The organism is Arthrobacter sp. B0316-5-4 (assembly GCF_059090325.1).
On sequence record NZ_JBNHFN010000003.1, the window covers coordinates 108,073 to 123,811 of the forward strand.

The following is a 15,739-nucleotide window of genomic DNA, read 5'->3' on the forward strand; positions in this document are numbered from 1 at the left end:
CGACAGGGCTGGGGGCGCGGAGTGATCAGACAACTGTAGGACCTTCGCCAGGAGTTCCCTGACATGAAGGGCCTCTCGCTCGGAAACATCCAGTACATGACCACATTCGCCGCGGCTTGGCAGAGGGGCCCAATTGCGCAACAAGCTGCTGCGCAATTGCCGTGGGGTCACATCACAGTCCTGTTGGACAAACTCGTCACGCAGAAAAGCCACCTTTCCTACACTGTGGCAGCAGTCGAGCATGGATGGAGTAGAAGCGTCCTGCTGAACATGGTCATGAACCGGACCTTGGAAAGGACCGGCGCGGCACCCTCGAATCTTGTCCATCGGCTTGTTGGTTGTCGGTGGCCAGGGTGGACCGGCCCATCAGCAGTCGCACGCTTCCCATCAAGCGAGGACGGAGCACAAAGCCCACTTAGTTTTCCCCTCTGGTGTCGGCAACGGCGCCAAGGGGCCACGTCGGTAATTGAAATAGAAGAGGCCGATCGCGGTCAGTAAATCCATGTTTCGACCTAGAACTGCTCCAGTTTTTGAGGCCTCAATCCTGGTCTGTCTGCAGTCGGCCCAACCCACTCCACACCGAAGCCCAGTTCCGTCAGCGCCTCCACCGCAGCTTCGGGATTGTCCGCTACCGCTGCTCTAAGCTGAGTGTCACGCCAGAGCGACCTGCCTTCTCGCAGGGATGAACGCCACTCCGCGGATCGATCAATTGCAAACTCGACTACCAACATCTCGAGGACGTCCTCAAGGGCTGGACGGAATCGCGGGCCCCCCAACGGTAAATGCAGCTGAGACGGACGCATGGGCGAACCTTCTGCGGCATCAAGCCGTCTTCTGTCAGCCCGCTTACTGTTGCCTGCGTCTTCCATTGCTCTCATCAGCGCATCAGACACTGTGTGAACGTTGATGTGAGCTGACGGGACGCCGCTGTTCGGGCTTCTAATGAAGTCGTAACGCACAATAGGCTCGGTCGTTAGGTGGTGATGGATGGCAAAGGCACTCGACTCCACAGCGAGGTACGTGTTCGCCTGATTTAGCTCACAGTGATATCGAACGGTAAGCCTAAACACTGGATTGCCGGACACTGACAAGGATAGGCCTTCGCTTCGAATGGTCTTTACAACGACCCGGCTCCCTCGGGCATCCACGTGCATGACGTCGTCATCGCGACCCAAAAAGGCCTTGAGCGTGTGGTTCACCCGTGCGGCAAACTCGCCAGCCTTGTGCTCTATGCTCCGCCTGTGCTCTTGCCGACGTTGAGCCGGGCTACTCACCGAGCAGGTAGTTGATGTCAGCGATCTCTTCGAAGATGGCGTACTGACTTACCGTCAGGCTGTAGTCCTCGCCCTGCGACATCAGTTCCTCAAGAGTCAGTCCCGACTTCTGCACCAGTTCGTCGCGTTCGTGCTTCAACTCTTCGGTAGTTTTGAAGTCCACTGCAATAACGGTCATCGGTAGTCCCCTCCCCGCGCTTGTGGCTCAAGTATCGCACCCGCCACTGACGTTCTCCGTTATCGAAGGCTCAAATTTTCGATTTCGTTAGCCGCGTTGGCGGGAGATGCCATGTCTGAGATGCTGTATCTTTTGCAATCTTATCGAAAGGCCCAAATCGGTGGGGAAGATCCACAAGTCAAAGGAAAATGACGCGAAAGCCGATCCGCAGGACTCCACCGGCGAAGGTAGCTGGATATCGCAACGGCCCCTGCTGTTCGTTTCGCTGCTAGCCCTAGTCGTTGGTCTGCTGTACGTCGCCGGATTCGCCGGATGCCACACACCCGCCTTGAATAGCCAGGCCGTATGCACAAACCAGCTAACACAACCCTGGGCGACGCTCATAGCCGGCACTCTTGTACTGCTAGGCGCCATCCTGACCTACCTCTCAACCGAAAAGACTCGATCGCTAACCCGTCAGGAGTTGAAGCATACTCTGGACGAATCGGATCGAGTACATCTGCGACAGTTGGAGTCGGCCCTAAACGACAGGTTCGTCAAGGCCGTCGAACAGCTCGGAAACGTAGAACAGCAACCAGTAAAGCTGGGCGGCGTCTACTCACTTATGGCACTGGCAGAAGATTGGACGGCTTTTGGCAGCCAGACTGGTGGCTACAGTGAACGAGCTAATAAGCAGGCCCAAGTCTGTGTGGATGTACTTTGCTCGTATCTTCGGTCCAATACCCACGTGGCAACGCGTGCGAGCCCAACCGGGGACAGCGCCGGGTCGGAAATCGTGCCCATCGAGTCAGAAGTGCGCTCGGTGATCGTCCGCATTCTGCTATCGACTCGTCAACGTTCCCGCCCCACGACCACCCCTCATCCTTTGGAATCGGCGCGATTGAACTTTGACGGGGCTGACATGACAGATGCGGCATTGGATTCGATCGCTGGTGAGAAAATTTCGCTCATAGGAGCTGATCTGTCTCGGGCCGACCTGAGCCAGTCCACATGGACTATGGGCAACCTGCAACGCACTTCATTACGTGACGCAGATTTATCGCGTGCCGACCTCAGGGGCGCATGCATGGAGTGGGCCGACTTCCATAATGCGGAACTTAGTCACGCCATAGTAGACGGCACCCATTTCCATGAGGCACACCTGATCGGCGCGGATTTTTCTAGCGCTGTCGGACTTACCCGAGAGCAAGTTGAGGTGGCTCATTGCTGGGACACGTCAACAACTTGGCCTAAAGGATACCAACCGCCCTCGGTAACTAAACCTCACGCCTAATAAAGCTTGGCGGTCCGCGAAGAGCATCTACGGCTTGTTGTACTAGCTGGGTGATAGTTCGATCTGCGCCGCCCGTGGAGATGTCCGTCATGCCTTGCCCGCCCACATGCAATTGCGCGGCCGCACCCGTCTGGCGTCCTGCCTTCAAAGCTGCTGCTTCCACTTCTTCCGCTGTTCTCAGATCGGTTGATTCTGCTGCGCCTTTGATTGCGCCGCCCGCCCCTGGGATTTTGTCCCCGATCATTCCAATGGCGAGGTCTGTGCCGTCGTGAGCGGCTAGCTCTTCGGGTGTGAAGTCATCTCGTTTATCGATGGCCCATCCGCCGAGGGGAGCCCAGCACCACAGTGGCCCCCAGTTCCTCATCCGAAACCACTGTTGCTGCGAGCCCCGCGCCCACCATGATCGCGGCCGTTTCCGACGCCTGTGCCGTGGACGTTTCAATGAGCAAGGCACCACCCGGCGCCAGCCACTCAAGTGCCCCGGACGCGACCCGACGCTGCACCGCCAAACCGTCAGCTCCGCCGTCGAGCGCCACCATCGGCTCGTGCAGCCGGGCCTCCGGCGGCATCAAACCTATGGCCCCAGTGGGCACGTATGGCGCGTTGGCCAGGAGCACGTCAACGCGTCCACGGAGTCCGCGGGGGAGTGCCTGGTACAGGTCGCCTTCATGGACGTGCCCGCCACGGGGCTCCACGTTGCGGCGGGCGAATCGGACAGCCGCGGTATCAATGTCCGCCGCGTGCAACTCGCAGCTCCCCAGCAGTTCGCTGAGCGCTGCGCCTATCGCGCCGGAGCCGCAGCAGAGGTCGACGACGACGGCGCGGCGCCCATCGGCTAACGGCCGGGCGATGGTCGCTCCCTGCCGAACCAGGAACTCGGTGCGACGCCGCGGAACGAATACGCCCGGTCCCACTGCCATCCGCTGTCCGCAGAAATCAACCCACCCCACAATGTGTTCGAGCGGGAGTCCGCGGACCCGGTGATCCACCATCCTGGCCAGCTCGTCCGGGGTCCGGGCCGCGCTGATCAGGAGCTGGGCTTCGTCTTCGGCGAAAACACAGCCCGCAGCCCGCAAGGTGGTGACGATCGAAGCACTGCTGGTCACGAGAGCCATGCTAGTCGAGGGGTTCACAAACGTGGCGGAAATTGGTTAGGGTATGACCCATGGGAACACTGATTTTTGAGTAAACCGGCCAGTGCCCGCCATGGTGCACCAGCTGCGTTTCAGATGACAAAAATCCACGCCTGTTGAGGCTTGCCTCCATGCCGTTCCCGTTGTCGACGCCTTCTTCCTTGAACCGCAACGCACGGGATACGTGTCTCTTCAGGACTCACACACTTTAGGAGTCCATATGACCGCCAACCCTTCCGACAATAAGAACCAAACCGCTTCGGGCGGTATCAAGTCCAAGCTCACGGACGCCCAGCGGGCGATGCTCGCCAGCAAATCGGGCGGCGGAGCGCCAGCAGGCTGGCAGAGCACCGGCAAAGGCCACAAGCCCACGTCCGCCAGCGGTAAGCAAGCCAAGACCGAGAAGAAGGTCCGCTGGTAAATCCAACGGACAGGCACACTGAAAGGGAAGAACCATGACTGCGAAGCATTCTGCAGAAAACATCAATCCTGAGGTTGCGAGCCACTTGGTGGAGTCCATGGACATGGCCCCGATGCCCGAGCCTGCTGCCATAGCCTTGGCACTGGGCACGGATCAAAGTCAGCAGTGGCCGGACGGTAACGGCAAACGCCGTCACCCGAAGGACCGCGACCAAGCCCACGGGCGCATGGGCCAGGGGGCCGCAGTGTCTGCGATCCACCGGACCAGCCGCCCGCAGATGCCCCACTCCTCCTAGTGCGGCTTACCTCCGCGTTCCCAGCCCAACTAGGGGACAGTAAACGCCCTATTGAGCGCTCATAGCTGCGTTATCTGTCCCCTAGTTGGGCTGGCTCACGTCTGAGGGGGACTTGTCCGGCCGCCACCCACGCCACACCGGATGGCGCAGCCTGCCAGGGCCGGTCCAGTTGCCGAAAGTCACCTCGGCCACCAGGTCGGGGCGCACCCAATGGGCGCCGGCCGCGTCCTCACGCGGGATGTCCGCGAAGGGCGAATCGCTGGCTTCCCGCGATTCGAGCTTCTCGATGATGTCCCGCAACTGCCAGTCCTTGAACCCGGTCCCCACCCTGCCCACATAGTGCAGCTGGTCCCCGTCCGGGATGCCCAAAAGCAGTGCCCCGAAGGTTCCGCTCCGCGCGCCGGCCCCGGGCCGCCAACCGCCCACCACAACCTCCTGGCTTTGCTCCAGTTTGAGCTTGATCCAGGCCCTGCTGCGTCGTCCCACGGTGTAACGGCTGTCCGCTTTCTTGGCCATGACCCCTTCCAGGCCCAACTCGGCGGCGCTGGACATGAGGTCTTCAACGTCGTGGTCCAGAACAGCCGACAGATGCAGCGGACATCCCGCCTTCAGGCGCGTCGCGAACTCCGCCAGCCTTTCGCGGCGCTCAACGAATGGCAGCCCGCTGAGGTCCGTGCCGTCGTCGTACATCAGGTCGAAAAGCATGAGCTGCACCGGAACCGAGGCCTTGGCGCGTTCGATGTCGGCAGCCTTGGCCAGGTTCATCCGGAGCTGCAGCCGCCCAAAGTCAGGCCGGGAGCCCTTGCCGAGCGCCACGATTTCGCCGTCGGCAACAAAGTCGCCTTCCGGCCAGCACGCGCGGTCGGTGAGCTCCGGATAGGTGGCGGTGAGGTCGTTTCCGTTCCGGCTCATGAGCCGGATCTTGCCCTCGGTTCCTGTGATGACAGCCCGGATGCCATCCCATTTGAGCTCGTAAAGCCAGTCATTCCCGCTAAGGTCCGCCGTGGTTCCGGACGTGGCTAGCATGGGGGCGTAATCACGAAGGGGCTGCTGAGCAGGGGGAGCGGGAGCGGGAGCGGGCTGCGGCTCCTTTGCCGGTGTACTCCGGCGCGCTCCCGGCTGCTCCTTCATCAAGTGGATCAGCCAGCGGTCACCCGTATTGATCAACGCGAAACGCTTGGTGCCACCCAGCCCACCTCCCGGTTGGCCGGTCAGGGTGGCAATGACTTCCTTGCCGTCGCGCCACTTCTCGCAGGTGTACTCGCCGCGGTCCCAGATGGTCACCGTGCCGCCACCGTACTCGCCCTGGGGGATCACCCCCGCGAAGTCCGCGTAGTCCATGGGGTGGTCCTCGGTGTGGACGGCGAGGTGGTTGCGGTCGGGGGTCTCCGGCACCCCACGGGGCAGCGCCCACGAAGCCAGGACACCCTGGTGCTCCAGCCGGAAATCCAGATGGTAGCGCCTGGCGTGATGCTCCTGGATGACGAAGATGCCGCCGGGCGGCGGAGGGTCGCCCGGTTTTGGCTGCTCGGAGGATGTCGCGCTGGTCGCCTTCCCGGCAGCGGCCGACGACGACGGAAACGGCTCCGGGGTTTTGTCCGGATCGCGCATCCCCACATATTTGGCGAGACGGCTCTCCACTGTCACCACCCGGCCGCGCGAACCACCCGAAGCAGCCTCGCCGTCGTCGGTATCTTCCCCATGCGGCGGCACGTGCCGGTCGGAGATGGGCGCAAAGTGGTCCTTGCCGGTGCGGACCCGTTCCATCACGGCGGTGTAGTCCAGATGGTCGAGCGTAGGGGAATCCAGCTCCTGCCAGGTGCGGGGCGCCGCAACCGTGGGATGCGCCTTGCCGCGCAGGGAGTACGGCACGATAGTCGTTTTGTTGCCGCTGTTCTGGCTCCAATCCACCAGGACCTTGCCATTGCGCAGGGACTTTTTCATGTCGCTCACCACCAGCCCGGGGTGGTCGGATTCCAAAGCCCGCGCAAGCTCATGGGCGAACGCCGAAACTTGCTCGGACTTCAGGGTGCCGTCCAACCCGGTGTAAAGGTGGATGCCCTTGCTGCCACTGGTGACGGGAACCGGGTCCATGCCCATGTCCTGGAGGATGGAGCGGGCCAGCCTGGCCACCTCGACGCATTCAGGCAGGCCCGCACCAGGACCGGGATCGAGGTCCAGCACAAAACGGTCCGGGCGGAGCGGATTACCTGCCGCGTCCACCTGCCACTGCGGAACGTGGATCTCCAGCGAAGCGATCTGGGCCATCCACGTGAGTGTGGCCAGGTTGTTGACCATGGGGTAGTCGTTGGTGTGGTCCGAATGGTGGATGGTGGCGCGCGGTATCCATTTGGGCGCTGAGTCCTCCAGGTTCTTCTGGAAGAACACCTGTCCCGGGTGCTCGGCAGTGCCCACGCCGTTGACCCAGCGCTTGCGGGTGACGGGCCGGTTGGCCGCTGCGGGGATGAGGAAAGGCGCCACGGCAGCGTAGTACTCCAGCACCTCGGCTTTGGTGGTGCCGGTTTCGGGATAGATGATTTTGCCCAGGTTGGTGAGGGTGAGCTCGTGGCCTTCGACGTTCACCCGCTCCTGCTGCTTGCCTGCCACCTCTTCTCCTCCGCTGTGTTGTGCTGTTGACTGGGTGCATGAGGGCCATATGGAAGGGATCTATCGCGTTCGGTCTGGTCAACGTACCAGTGAAGCTCTACAGTGCCACGGAGGATCACGATATTGGCCTGCACCAAGTCCACAATAAGGACGGCGGGCGCATCAGGTACCAGCGCAAATGCGAAATCTGCAGCGAAGTAGTGGCCTACGAGGACATCGACAAAGCCTACGAAGAAGAGGGCCGCACGGTGGTCCTGACGGCGGCGGAATTGAAGTCCCTGCCGGAGGAGAGCAGCCGTGAAATCGAGGTAGTGGAGTTCATCCCTGCCGAGCAGCTGGACCCGATCATGTACGAGCGCAGCTATTTCCTTGAACCTGACTCCAAGTCACCCAAGGCTTACATGCTGCTGCGGCAGACCTTGGAAGACACCGACAGGATCGCGATCGTCCAGTACGCGTTGCGCCAGAAGACCCGCTTGGGGGCGCTCCGGGTGCGCGGGGACGTGCTGCTGCTTCAGGCGTTGTTGTGGGGGGACGAAGTCCGCGAAGCGAAGTTCCCGTCCTTGGAGACGGACGTCAAGATCTCGGACAAGGAACTCGAAATGTCCTCCGCCTTGGTGGACTCCATGGCGCACGACTTCGATCCCGACGAATACACCGACGACTACCAGGCGCAGCTGAAGACGTTGATCGAGGCCAAGCTGGAGAAGGGCGAGGCGCTGGATACGGAGGCCACCTTCGGCGTCGTGGAAGGCGAAGGCGAAGGTGGCGACGTGATCGACCTCATGGAAGCGCTCAAGCGCAGCCTCGACAAGAAACGCGGCAAGGAAAAAGCGTCCGACGACGACGCTGCCGCCAGCAAGACTGCCAGCAAGCCAAAGGCGCGGGCCAAGAAAAAGGCTTGACCCGGCGTCGTAATTCCACACAAAAGCGGTGGCTCCCTTTCCAGGCGGCCACCGCTTTTGTTTATCGCCTTTGAACTAGTGGTTCCGCAACATGGAGATCAGATCGGCCTTCTTCTTGCCGGAATAGCCTTTAAGGCCCAGTTCCTTGGCGCGGGCTTTCAATTTGTCCACGGTCCAGTCGTCATAGTCGCCGGACTTTCCACCTTTACGGCCCACCGCCTTGCGTCCCTGCGCAGCGGCGGCATTCGAGATACGGGCAGCCTTTTCCTTGGATGCGCCATCATCGCGAAGTTCTTCGTACAGTTCGGGATCTTTGATGCTGGGATTCTTCTTTTCCGGCATAGTGCGTTTCCTTTCCCTGGCTGGCTAGGAGCCTGTCTCGTAGTGTGGTTCGGCGACGGGCTTGGACTCAGGCGAGCCGCGCTCACGAAGGTAAACAGAGGCCCCCACAAGAACAGCAACGGCCAGGAACTCACTTTGCCAGTTCTGGAATGACTCAAACCAGAACTGGCTGGACGCGAGGTATTCCCATGTGGAGACCTGGGGCAGTCCGTGACTGAGTTGTTCCTCGTTGAAAGCGGCCGTGCCGCCGATGGCGTGCAGCGTGAAGGAGGCTAGGAACAAGAGCGCCAAAAGCCCCGAGAGCGAGTGCTCGTAAACCTTCAGGACCCAGCCTCCGCGCCTGACCGGCCACGGCGTCTTTGCCGTCTTCCTGGCATCCCGGGGGTCCTCATCCTGGGGCGAATCCTTGCCCATGGGTTTGGACTCGGACGAGCCCTTCTGGAAAAGGAAGACCGTGAGGACCACGTACATGGCCATCTGGAGGAATTCCGATTCCCAGTTCTCAAAGACCGCCTCAACGAAGTGTCCGGTGGCCAGGTACCCGGGAATGCTGACGGGTTCACCTCCGTGGGTCTGCTGGTCTTCGCTGTAGCTCGCAGCCCCCGAGATCACCATCCCGCCAAAGAAAACCACGAACAGGCCAACGTTGGCCAGCAACAGCCCGTGTTCCTTGATCCACTGCCTTAAAGGTTTGTGCTCCGTCTCGGACTTCGGGTGTTCAGTGGGTCGCAGCATGGTCAGCCGTCCTTTGAATTGCCGTTGGTAGCCCCGGCCCGGCGTTGCAGCCACAGCGGCATGCCCACCACGAAAACGAGCAGGACCAGGATGATGCCGCCGCCTGCCACCAAACCCGCAGTCCTGCCGGCCGTCACGTCGAAGACAAGGGAGGCGGAGCCGGTGATCAGAATGGCTACGCCTGCCAGAGCCCACTTGGTGATGACGTCAGCGCTGGAGACAAGGGTGGCTTTGAGCCCCCGCCGGAACAGCCGCCTATGCACGCTGACCGGGAGGACGATGAGCACGGTAGTCAAAGCAGCGGTCATGACGTTGAACAGATATAGGTTCTGCTGCCAGTCGTCCAGTTCGCTGAACCGGGCTTGGAAGGGAAGCGTCAGCAGGAAACCTCCCAGGATCTGGACTCCTGTTTGGAGCACGCGCAGCTCCTGGATCAATTCCATCCAGTTCCGGTCCATCCGCTCTTCGGTGGACTCGTTGCGGCCTATCCGGGGAATTTGATCCGGCTCTGTCATTCGTGCACCTCGCAACTCTTGGTGGACGCCGACGATACACCGGGCTACGGTCGGATTGTCAGCATTCCTCGAACTTTTCTCGGGGCCTCAACGGATTCCAAGGAGGAAGAAATGAGCCAGGACGAGCATCGCGTTGAGCCGTCGGATGAACCCGGCGGTTATGGAACTCCCACCCCGGAACAGGAACTTCCCGGTCAGGGCGCCCAAGGGGAAACGCCCGAGCGGCCGGCCCAGGATGAGCCCGGGGTGCCGGAGGAGGAATTCCCCACGCCCAAGGATCCCGATGCCGCTCCACCGCCCTCGGCAACCGGCGACTCGACGGGTGGCGCGGGCGGGCAGTAGATGCGGCCGAGGACTGCCCCGACACGCAGTTCAGCTGCGGCGGGGCAGCCCTCGCGCGGGGCGCCTGGATTTAGACCGTATGACCCCTGCGACCTGACATGAAGCTCAGGAGCCAGCCAATGGCCGCGATGACAAGGAGGACGATTCCCACCCACAGGAGCCAGCTAAGGGCCTGGGAGAAACCGCCCACGAGGAGAAGAACAATTGCTACTACACCAGCAATGATCAGAAGCGTATTCATGGTCAGCACATTCCTTTCTGGGGGAATCTTCGATTCCCAACTATGCATTCCGATTTACTTCGATTTAGTTATGCCGGTACCTGGGGACGTTCCGCCGCCCCTAAGTGCCTTTTCCGCTATCCCATACCGGACTTCACCGTAGGATGAAGTTCGCCAGTTGTGAACAGCAACACTCTTCATTGTACTACTAAGCAACCTTATGAAAGGCTTATTGAAGTCGTCACTTGATGATTGGGCAGTTGCCGCAGTAAGCAGGTGGCACGTATTGGCTCAGATGAACGTCCATGAGAGGAACACATGAAAGCGTCACAGCAGCTTGCAGACAACCTTCAGATCGTCCTGACAGACCTTATCGAGCTGCAGCTCCAGGGAAAGCAGGCCCACTGGAACATCGTGGGACCCAACTTCCGGGACCTTCACCTTCAGCTGGACGAGCTGGTGGTGGCAACCCGCGAATTCGCCGACGACACCGCTGAGCGAATGAGGGCACTTCACGCACTCCCGGACGGCCGCAGCGCCACCATCGCCAAGGGCACGCGGCTTGAGGAATTCCCCGCAGGCCTTGTCAACACCAAGAACGCCGTCAAGCTTGTCACCGAGCGAGTGGAGCGCGCAGTCCAGACCATGCGCGACGTCCATGACGAAGTGGATGAAGAAGACCCCACGACGGCGGACCTCCTGCACGCGTTCATCTCCAGGCTTGAGCAGTTGGTATGGATGATCAACGCCGAAATCATGAACGCCGGCGCAGCCGTCACGGATCCGGACGAGGCCTAGCAAGCGCCCGGACCAGGCTGATCGCGGACAAGGGAGCCCGGCATGCCACGGCTTAAGCGAAGCGACCTTTCCAAGCCCGGCATCGTCCGCCGCAAGGTGGGCAAGGGCTTCAGCTACCGTCAACCGGACGGGAGCCTGGTCAGCAAGGAGGATCGCCAGCGCATCAACGCGCTGGCGATCCCGCCTGCCTGGACTGAAGTGTGGATCTGTCCCTACGAAAACGGACACATCCAAGCCACCGGCGTGGACGCGGCCGGTCGCAGCCAATATATGTACCACCCCCGCTGGCGTGAACGGAAGGACACCGAGAAGTTCCAGCGCGCGGCGGAGTTGGGCTCCGTGTTCCCTGCAGTGCGCCGGGCCGTCACGCTGCACCTCAAGGACACGTCCTCGCCCAAGCAACAAACCATCGCAGCTGCGGTGCGGCTAATGGACCTCGGCGCTTTGCGCGTTGGCTCCGAAAGCTACATGCGCCAGAACGGTTCCTATGGGCTCACTACCCTCCGCTGCCGGCATGCGCGGGTCAAGGGCGATGCCGTGGCGCTGAAGTTCCCCGGCAAGAGCGGGCAACTGTGGGACACCTCCATCCACGACCCCGCCCTGGCCGCGTTCCTGGAGCCCCTGGCCCGACGCCCGGGCAAGGAACGCTTGTTGGCTTACAAGGCGGACGGGTCCTGGGTCTCCTTGGATGCCTCCATGATCAATGAGTACCTTCGCAAGATTGCCGGGGCCGCCTACACGTCAAAGGATTTCCGCACGTGGAAGGGGACGGCTGCCGCCGCACTCAGCCTGTTGAGTTCCGATGGCATCATGACGCGTCCCCAGGCGCTGGTGAAAGCCATGAAGGACGCGGCGGCCCTCCTCGGCAACACTCCAACAGTGGCCCGCACGTCCTATGTAGACCCGCGGATCGTTGAGGCCTACTTGTCCGGGGAACTGCAGGCAGTCAAGGCCACGGAACCTTCCATTGCTGCATTCCTGATCGAAAAACAAAGCTAGCGCAGCTGTTCCGGGCCGCTCGCTCTGCCATCCTGCCGATTTTATGAGTACAGTCGTACTAACAAAGAGCGGGGGTCATCACCTCGTCGGTATATGGCGTTGAGGAGCGGTGAATGATTCTGTTCGCAATCGTGGTCTGTGAAGTTGCGTTCTGGGTGGCGATTCTTGCCGGCCTTACGGCCCGGTATGTGCTGCGGCGCCCCCGCCTTGGTGGAGCCCTCCTGCTCCTTGCACCAGTGATCGACGCTGTTCTGCTTGCCTTGGTGGCCGTCGACCTGCTGGGCGGGGGAACTGCCTCCTGGCATCACGGGCTGGCGGCGATCTACATTGGCGTCTCCATCGCGTACGGCAAACGCATGGTGGCCTGGGCCGACGCGCACTTCCAGCACCGGTTCGCCGGCGGGCCAGCGCCGGAACGACTCAGTGGGACCCGTTACACGGTCAAGTGCTGGCGGGATGTACTTCTCACCGCGTTGGCGGTGGTCATCGCCGCTGCGACGCTGGGAGCGATCATCCTCCTCGTCAACGACGCAGGACGGACGGCCGCCCTCTCGGAGTTCTTTCGCATTCTGGGCTTCATCTTCGCAATCGACTTCCTATGGGCCGTGAGCTACACGATCTGGCCCAGGAAGCCCGCCAGCGCACTGCCGGCCGCCACTGCTTCACGCTGAGACCATGCCACGGAGAATCGACGCAGAGGCACGTACCGCAGCGATTGCGGAAGCTTCCCTTCGTGTCCTCGAACGCGATGGGCTGTCCGGCCTGTCCGTGCGCGGGGTCGCGGCGGAAGCCGGCATAGCCGCCGCCTCGCTGCGACGGGCGTTTGCCACGCAGCATGCCCTTCGGGAGTACTGCCTGCAACTCATTGAGGATCGAGTCACCGCCAGGGTGGCCTCACTCGAGCTAACCGGACGGGCCCTGGTTGATGAGTTGCTGTTGCAGTTGCTCCCCCTCGACAAAGAACGACGCCTGGAACTGGTGGCGCAAGTCCAGCTCGGCGTCCTTTCCCTCACCGACAGCGAACTGCGCCCTGCGGCGGTCCGGCTGAGCGAGGCGGTCGATCGCGCGTGCCATGCCGCCCTGCAGATCCTGATGGAAGCTGGTCAGTTCCACCAGGGCCGCGACTCCGAGTATGAAGCACAGCGGCTACGCGCGCTCCTGGACGGAATTGCGATGAACGGGTTGTGGAGCGGGGAACTGCCTGCGGCAAGTCCCATGCTCAGCATGCTCGCGCGCCACCTGGACAAGCTCGCGGAGCCGTAAGGAGATACAGAAAGAGCCTGGCGACACCCACATGCGGGTGTCGCCAGGCTCTCTGTGTGTCGCTTGCGGTGCTACGTGTCCCTACTCGGCGTCGTGGTCCGTTTCGAGGATCTTGACCAGGCTGTCCAGGGCTGCGTCAGCACCCTCGCCTTCAGCGCGCAGGACCACCACGTCGCCGTGGGCTGCACCCAGGCTCATCAGGGACAGGATGCTGGCTGCATCCATGGCGTCATCCGCGGGCTCGCCCTGGCGGGCAATGGTGACGTCGAGGTCAAGGTCTCCGGCGGCCTCTGCGAAGATGGCTGCCGGGCGGGCGTGGAGGCCGACGCGGCTTGCGATGGTGGCTGTACGTTCAGGCATTGGTGCTCCTTAGGTGTGGGTGGCTTTGTGGGAAGTCTAGACGCTGGCGGTTGCGGTGGCGGGGACTGGCTCTGCTTCAACCGGCTTCCGGAAGGCCCAGCGCTTGAGGGCGATGACCAGCAGTGCCGTGATAACCACGCCCACTGCAATCGAGAGGAAGAACAACACGAAGTTGTCGATCGCGAAGAACACGAACAGTCCGCCATGCGGTGCCTTGGAGGTCACTCCGAAGGCCATGGAGAGTGCTCCTGTTACAGCACCGCCCACCATGCTGGCAGGAATGACGCGAAGCGGATCTGCGGCTGCGAAGGGAATGGCGCCTTCGGAGATGAAGGAAGCACCCAGGAGCCACGCGGCCTTGCCATTTTCACGCTCGGCCAGGGAGAAGAGCTTCTTGTCCAGGACGGTGGCCAGGGCCATAGCCAACGGCGGAACCATACCTGCCGCCATGACTGCGGCCATGATCTGCCAGGGAGCCTGGTTGGTGACACTCGCGGCGCCGAGGCCCGCGACGGCAAAGGCGTAAGCGACCTTGTTGACGGGTCCACCGAGGTCGAAGCACATCATGAGGCCCAGGATGATGCCGAGGACGATCGCGCCGGCTCCGGTCAGGCTTGAGAGCCCGGCGTTCAGGGCGTTGGTGAGTGCGACGATGGGAGCGCCCAGGATCAGGAACATCAAGCCGGACGCCACCAGGGACGCGATCAACGGAATGATGACCACTGGCATCAGGCCGCGAAGCCAACGCGGGACGTCCAGCTTGCCGATCTGGTAGGCAACATAGCCTGCCAGGAGGCCGCCGACGATACCGCCGAGGAAGCCTGCGCCCATAAACCCGGACACGGCACCGGCCACAAAGCCGGGCGCGATGCCGGGGCGGTCAGCGATGGCGTAGGCGATGTAGCCAGCCAGTGCAGGAACCAGGAACCCGAGGGACAGGGCGCCGATCTTGAAGAGCACAGCTCCGATGTAAGCACCCAGCGGTCCCCAAGCGTTGTCCGGGAATTCGGTGGGCAGGTTGAAGATGCTGTTCTCGACAACGATCTTGTCCGCGAAACTGGTGATGAGGTAGCCACCCATGAGGAACCCGAGGGCAATCAGGAGGCCGCCACCGGCAACGAACGGGATCATGTAGCTGACACCGGTGAGGAGTGCGCGCTTCAGCTTCTGCCCGATGTGCTCGCCCTTCTCCTCCTCTGCGCGCTCAGCTTGCTCTTCGGCGCCGAAGTGCGGAACGCGGCGTGCATGCGGGTCCACTGCCGCGGCCAAGGCTTCCTGGACCATCTTTGCGGGCTCGTCGATGCCACGCTTGACCGGGGCGTTGATGACCGGCTTGCCGGCGAAGCGCTCCTTGCCGCGAACGTCGACGTCGACGGCGAAGATCACCGCGTCTGCCGCAGCGATCACTGCCGGGTCCAGCGGCTTGGCGCCGGAGGAACCCTGTGTCTCGACCTGGAGGTCCACGCCCATTTCCTGGGCAGCAGCAACCAGTGAATCGGCAGCCATGTAGGTGTGCGCGATCCCCGTGGGGCATGCGGTGACTGCAACGATGCGCTTGGGTGCGGCAGTCGTCGTCGTGCCCGCTGCAGCAGCCGCCTCAGGGGTGGGTGCGGCGTGCGCGGCCGGCTTGTCGGCCAACGCGCCGTCCACGAGGTCCACAATGTCCTGCTCCGTGGCGGCCGCGCGGAGCGCAGCCGTGAAGTCCTTCTTGATGAGGGAACGGGCCAGCTTGGAGAGCAGCTTCAGGTGTTCCTGGTCGGCTCCGTCCGGGGCTGCGATGAAGAAGATGAGGTCGGCCGGACCGTCCTTGGCACCGAAGTCCACCTTGTGGGAGAGACGGGCCATGGCCAGGGCAGGCTCCGTGACCGCCGCTGAGCGGCAGTGTGGGATGGCGATGCCACCGGGCACGCCGGTTGCGGTCTTCTGCTCACGGGCGAAGGCATCCGTGAAGAGCCCTTCAACCTCGGAAGCACGGCCGGCCGCGGCGACTTTGCCGGCCAGGACGCGGATGACGTCGGCGGGGGAGTCGCCCAGGTTCTGGTCGAGGGTGACCAATTGGGGTGTGATCAGCTGGGTCAC

18 protein-coding genes and 1 pseudogene are annotated in these 15,739 nt (G+C 62.2%); 10 read left to right on the forward strand and 9 right to left on the reverse strand.

Annotation, left to right across the window (positions count from 1 at the left end; translation table 11 throughout):
• Positions 1 to 51 precede the first annotated feature (51 nt).
• A pseudogene (locus tag AC5RU9_RS08985) lies at positions 52 to 498 on the forward strand (DUF1016 N-terminal domain-containing protein); the annotation flags it as partial.
• A 768-nt stretch (positions 499 to 1,266) separates the two neighbouring features.
• Here AC5RU9_RS08985 and AC5RU9_RS08990 read toward each other — a convergent pair.
• Positions 1,267 to 1,452 (reverse strand): hypothetical protein, encoded by a 186-nt coding sequence (locus AC5RU9_RS08990; protein WP_494016165.1) that lies wholly within the window; start codon positions 1,450 to 1,452, stop codon positions 1,267 to 1,269.
• A gap of 160 nt (positions 1,453 to 1,612) precedes the next feature.
• Between AC5RU9_RS08990 and AC5RU9_RS08995 the strand changes: the two genes are divergently transcribed.
• Positions 1,613 to 2,725, forward strand: a complete 1,113-nt coding sequence (locus AC5RU9_RS08995) for a pentapeptide repeat-containing protein (protein WP_494016166.1) — start codon at positions 1,613 to 1,615, stop codon at positions 2,723 to 2,725.
• Positions 2,726 to 3,030: 305 nt separating this feature from the next.
• Here the strand turns inward: AC5RU9_RS08995 and AC5RU9_RS09000 are convergent, their stop codons facing one another.
• Positions 3,031 to 3,840, reverse strand: coding sequence for a putative protein N(5)-glutamine methyltransferase (locus tag AC5RU9_RS09000; protein ID WP_494016167.1), 810 nt, complete (start codon positions 3,838 to 3,840; stop codon positions 3,031 to 3,033).
• Between the two features lie 238 nt (positions 3,841 to 4,078).
• On the opposite strand from AC5RU9_RS09000, the gene AC5RU9_RS09005 reads away from it, so the two are divergent.
• Both AC5RU9_RS09005 and AC5RU9_RS09010 read left to right on the forward strand, forming a co-directional pair.
• Positions 4,079 to 4,279, forward strand: a complete 201-nt coding sequence (locus AC5RU9_RS09005; RefSeq protein ID WP_494016168.1) for a hypothetical protein — start codon at positions 4,079 to 4,081, stop codon at positions 4,277 to 4,279.
• A 34-nt stretch (positions 4,280 to 4,313) separates the two neighbouring features.
• Complete coding sequence (locus AC5RU9_RS09010) at positions 4,314 to 4,574, forward strand: hypothetical protein (RefSeq protein ID WP_494016169.1); 261 nt, start codon at positions 4,314 to 4,316, stop codon at positions 4,572 to 4,574.
• 81 nt (positions 4,575 to 4,655) lie between these two features.
• Here the strand turns inward: AC5RU9_RS09010 and AC5RU9_RS09015 are convergent, their stop codons facing one another.
• A complete protein-coding gene (locus AC5RU9_RS09015) occupies positions 4,656 to 7,181 on the reverse strand; it encodes an ATP-dependent DNA ligase (protein ID WP_494016170.1) in 2,526 nt (841 codons plus the stop codon).
• Positions 7,182 to 7,219: 38 nt separating this feature from the next.
• On the opposite strand from AC5RU9_RS09015, the gene ku reads away from it, so the two are divergent.
• Positions 7,220 to 8,086 carry a non-homologous end joining protein Ku gene (gene ku, locus AC5RU9_RS09020; protein WP_211710946.1) on the forward strand — a complete coding sequence of 289 codons (867 nt, stop codon included), beginning with the start codon at positions 7,220 to 7,222 and terminating at the stop codon, positions 8,084 to 8,086.
• A 75-nt stretch (positions 8,087 to 8,161) separates the two neighbouring features.
• On the opposite strand, the gene AC5RU9_RS09025 is transcribed toward ku, so the two are convergent.
• The 3 genes from AC5RU9_RS09025 to AC5RU9_RS09035 are packed head-to-tail and all read right to left on the reverse strand — an operon-like array spanning position 8,162 to position 9,678.
• Entirely contained in the window at positions 8,162 to 8,428 is a 267-nt protein-coding gene (locus AC5RU9_RS09025; RefSeq protein WP_211710945.1) for a DUF7218 family protein, read from the reverse strand.
• Positions 8,429 to 8,452: 24 nt separating this feature from the next.
• Entirely contained in the window at positions 8,453 to 9,163 is a 711-nt protein-coding gene (locus tag AC5RU9_RS09030) for a DUF6766 family protein (protein ID WP_494016171.1), read from the reverse strand.
• 2 nt (positions 9,164 to 9,165) lie between these two features.
• Complete coding sequence (locus tag AC5RU9_RS09035; RefSeq protein WP_211710943.1) at positions 9,166 to 9,678, reverse strand: DUF6328 family protein; 513 nt, start codon at positions 9,676 to 9,678, stop codon at positions 9,166 to 9,168.
• Between the two features lie 111 nt (positions 9,679 to 9,789).
• On the opposite strand from AC5RU9_RS09035, the gene AC5RU9_RS09040 reads away from it, so the two are divergent.
• Positions 9,790 to 10,020, forward strand: a complete 231-nt coding sequence (locus AC5RU9_RS09040) for a hypothetical protein (RefSeq protein ID WP_494016172.1) — start codon at positions 9,790 to 9,792, stop codon at positions 10,018 to 10,020.
• A gap of 70 nt (positions 10,021 to 10,090) precedes the next feature.
• Here AC5RU9_RS09040 and AC5RU9_RS09045 read toward each other — a convergent pair whose 3' ends face one another.
• Positions 10,091 to 10,261 (reverse strand): hypothetical protein, encoded by a 171-nt coding sequence (locus tag AC5RU9_RS09045; protein WP_211710941.1) that lies wholly within the window; start codon positions 10,259 to 10,261, stop codon positions 10,091 to 10,093.
• 297 nt (positions 10,262 to 10,558) lie between these two features.
• Between AC5RU9_RS09045 and AC5RU9_RS09050 the strand changes: the two genes are divergently transcribed.
• The 4 genes from AC5RU9_RS09050 (at position 10,559) to AC5RU9_RS09065 (ending at position 13,300) form a co-directional block, all read left to right on the forward strand.
• Positions 10,559 to 11,038 carry a Dps family protein gene (locus tag AC5RU9_RS09050; protein ID WP_178992930.1) on the forward strand — a complete coding sequence of 160 codons (480 nt, stop codon included), beginning with the start codon at positions 10,559 to 10,561 and terminating at the stop codon, positions 11,036 to 11,038.
• Between the two features lie 42 nt (positions 11,039 to 11,080).
• Positions 11,081 to 12,037: a DNA topoisomerase IB gene (locus AC5RU9_RS09055; RefSeq protein ID WP_211710939.1), complete on the forward strand. Its 957-nt coding sequence runs from the start codon at positions 11,081 to 11,083 to the stop codon at positions 12,035 to 12,037.
• Positions 12,038 to 12,150: 113 nt separating this feature from the next.
• Positions 12,151 to 12,708, forward strand: coding sequence for a hypothetical protein (locus AC5RU9_RS09060; protein ID WP_494016173.1), 558 nt, complete (start codon positions 12,151 to 12,153; stop codon positions 12,706 to 12,708).
• Positions 12,709 to 12,712: 4 nt separating this feature from the next.
• The gene (locus AC5RU9_RS09065) at positions 12,713 to 13,300 is read left to right on the forward strand and encodes a TetR/AcrR family transcriptional regulator (protein ID WP_494016174.1); all 588 of its coding nucleotides are present in this window, start codon (positions 12,713 to 12,715) and stop codon (positions 13,298 to 13,300) included.
• Between the two features lie 81 nt (positions 13,301 to 13,381).
• Here AC5RU9_RS09065 and AC5RU9_RS09070 read toward each other — a convergent pair whose 3' ends face one another.
• Together AC5RU9_RS09070 and AC5RU9_RS09075 are read right to left on the reverse strand one after the other, a co-directional pair.
• On the reverse strand, positions 13,382 to 13,660 hold the full coding sequence (locus AC5RU9_RS09070; RefSeq protein WP_090823822.1) for an HPr family phosphocarrier protein: 279 nt from the start codon (positions 13,658 to 13,660) through the stop codon (positions 13,382 to 13,384).
• A 36-nt stretch (positions 13,661 to 13,696) separates the two neighbouring features.
• Entirely contained in the window at positions 13,697 to 15,739 is a 2,043-nt protein-coding gene (locus AC5RU9_RS09075) for a PTS fructose transporter subunit IIABC (RefSeq protein WP_494016175.1), read from the reverse strand.

Coding starts and splice junctions, on each gene's coding strand:
- AC5RU9_RS09035 (WP_211710943.1), bottom strand. CDS start 9,678: ATGACAGAGCCGGATCAAATTCCCCGGATAGGCCGCAACGAGTCCACC.
- AC5RU9_RS08990 (WP_494016165.1), bottom strand. CDS start 1,452: ATGACCGTTATTGCAGTGGACTTCAAAACTACCGAAGAGTTGAAGCAC.
- AC5RU9_RS09030 (WP_494016171.1), bottom strand. CDS start 9,163: ATGCTGCGACCCACTGAACACCCGAAGTCCGAGACGGAGCACAAACCT.
- AC5RU9_RS09005 (WP_494016168.1), top strand. CDS start 4,079: ATGACCGCCAACCCTTCCGACAATAAGAACCAAACCGCTTCGGGCGGT.
- AC5RU9_RS09025 (WP_211710945.1), bottom strand. CDS start 8,428: ATGCCGGAAAAGAAGAATCCCAGCATCAAAGATCCCGAACTGTACGAA.
- AC5RU9_RS09065 (WP_494016174.1), top strand. CDS start 12,713: ATGCCACGGAGAATCGACGCAGAGGCACGTACCGCAGCGATTGCGGAA.
- AC5RU9_RS09000 (WP_494016167.1), bottom strand. CDS start 3,840: ATGGCTCTCGTGACCAGCAGTGCTTCGATCGTCACCACCTTGCGGGCT.
- AC5RU9_RS09045 (WP_211710941.1), bottom strand. CDS start 10,261: ATGAATACGCTTCTGATCATTGCTGGTGTAGTAGCAATTGTTCTTCTC.
- AC5RU9_RS09010 (WP_494016169.1), top strand. CDS start 4,314: ATGACTGCGAAGCATTCTGCAGAAAACATCAATCCTGAGGTTGCGAGC.
- AC5RU9_RS09055 (WP_211710939.1), top strand. CDS start 11,081: ATGCCACGGCTTAAGCGAAGCGACCTTTCCAAGCCCGGCATCGTCCGC.
- AC5RU9_RS09050 (WP_178992930.1), top strand. CDS start 10,559: ATGAAAGCGTCACAGCAGCTTGCAGACAACCTTCAGATCGTCCTGACA.
- AC5RU9_RS09070 (WP_090823822.1), bottom strand. CDS start 13,660: ATGCCTGAACGTACAGCCACCATCGCAAGCCGCGTCGGCCTCCACGCC.
- AC5RU9_RS09040 (WP_494016172.1), top strand. CDS start 9,790: ATGAGCCAGGACGAGCATCGCGTTGAGCCGTCGGATGAACCCGGCGGT.
- ku (WP_211710946.1), top strand. CDS start 7,220: ATGAGGGCCATATGGAAGGGATCTATCGCGTTCGGTCTGGTCAACGTA.
- AC5RU9_RS09060 (WP_494016173.1), top strand. CDS start 12,151: ATGATTCTGTTCGCAATCGTGGTCTGTGAAGTTGCGTTCTGGGTGGCG.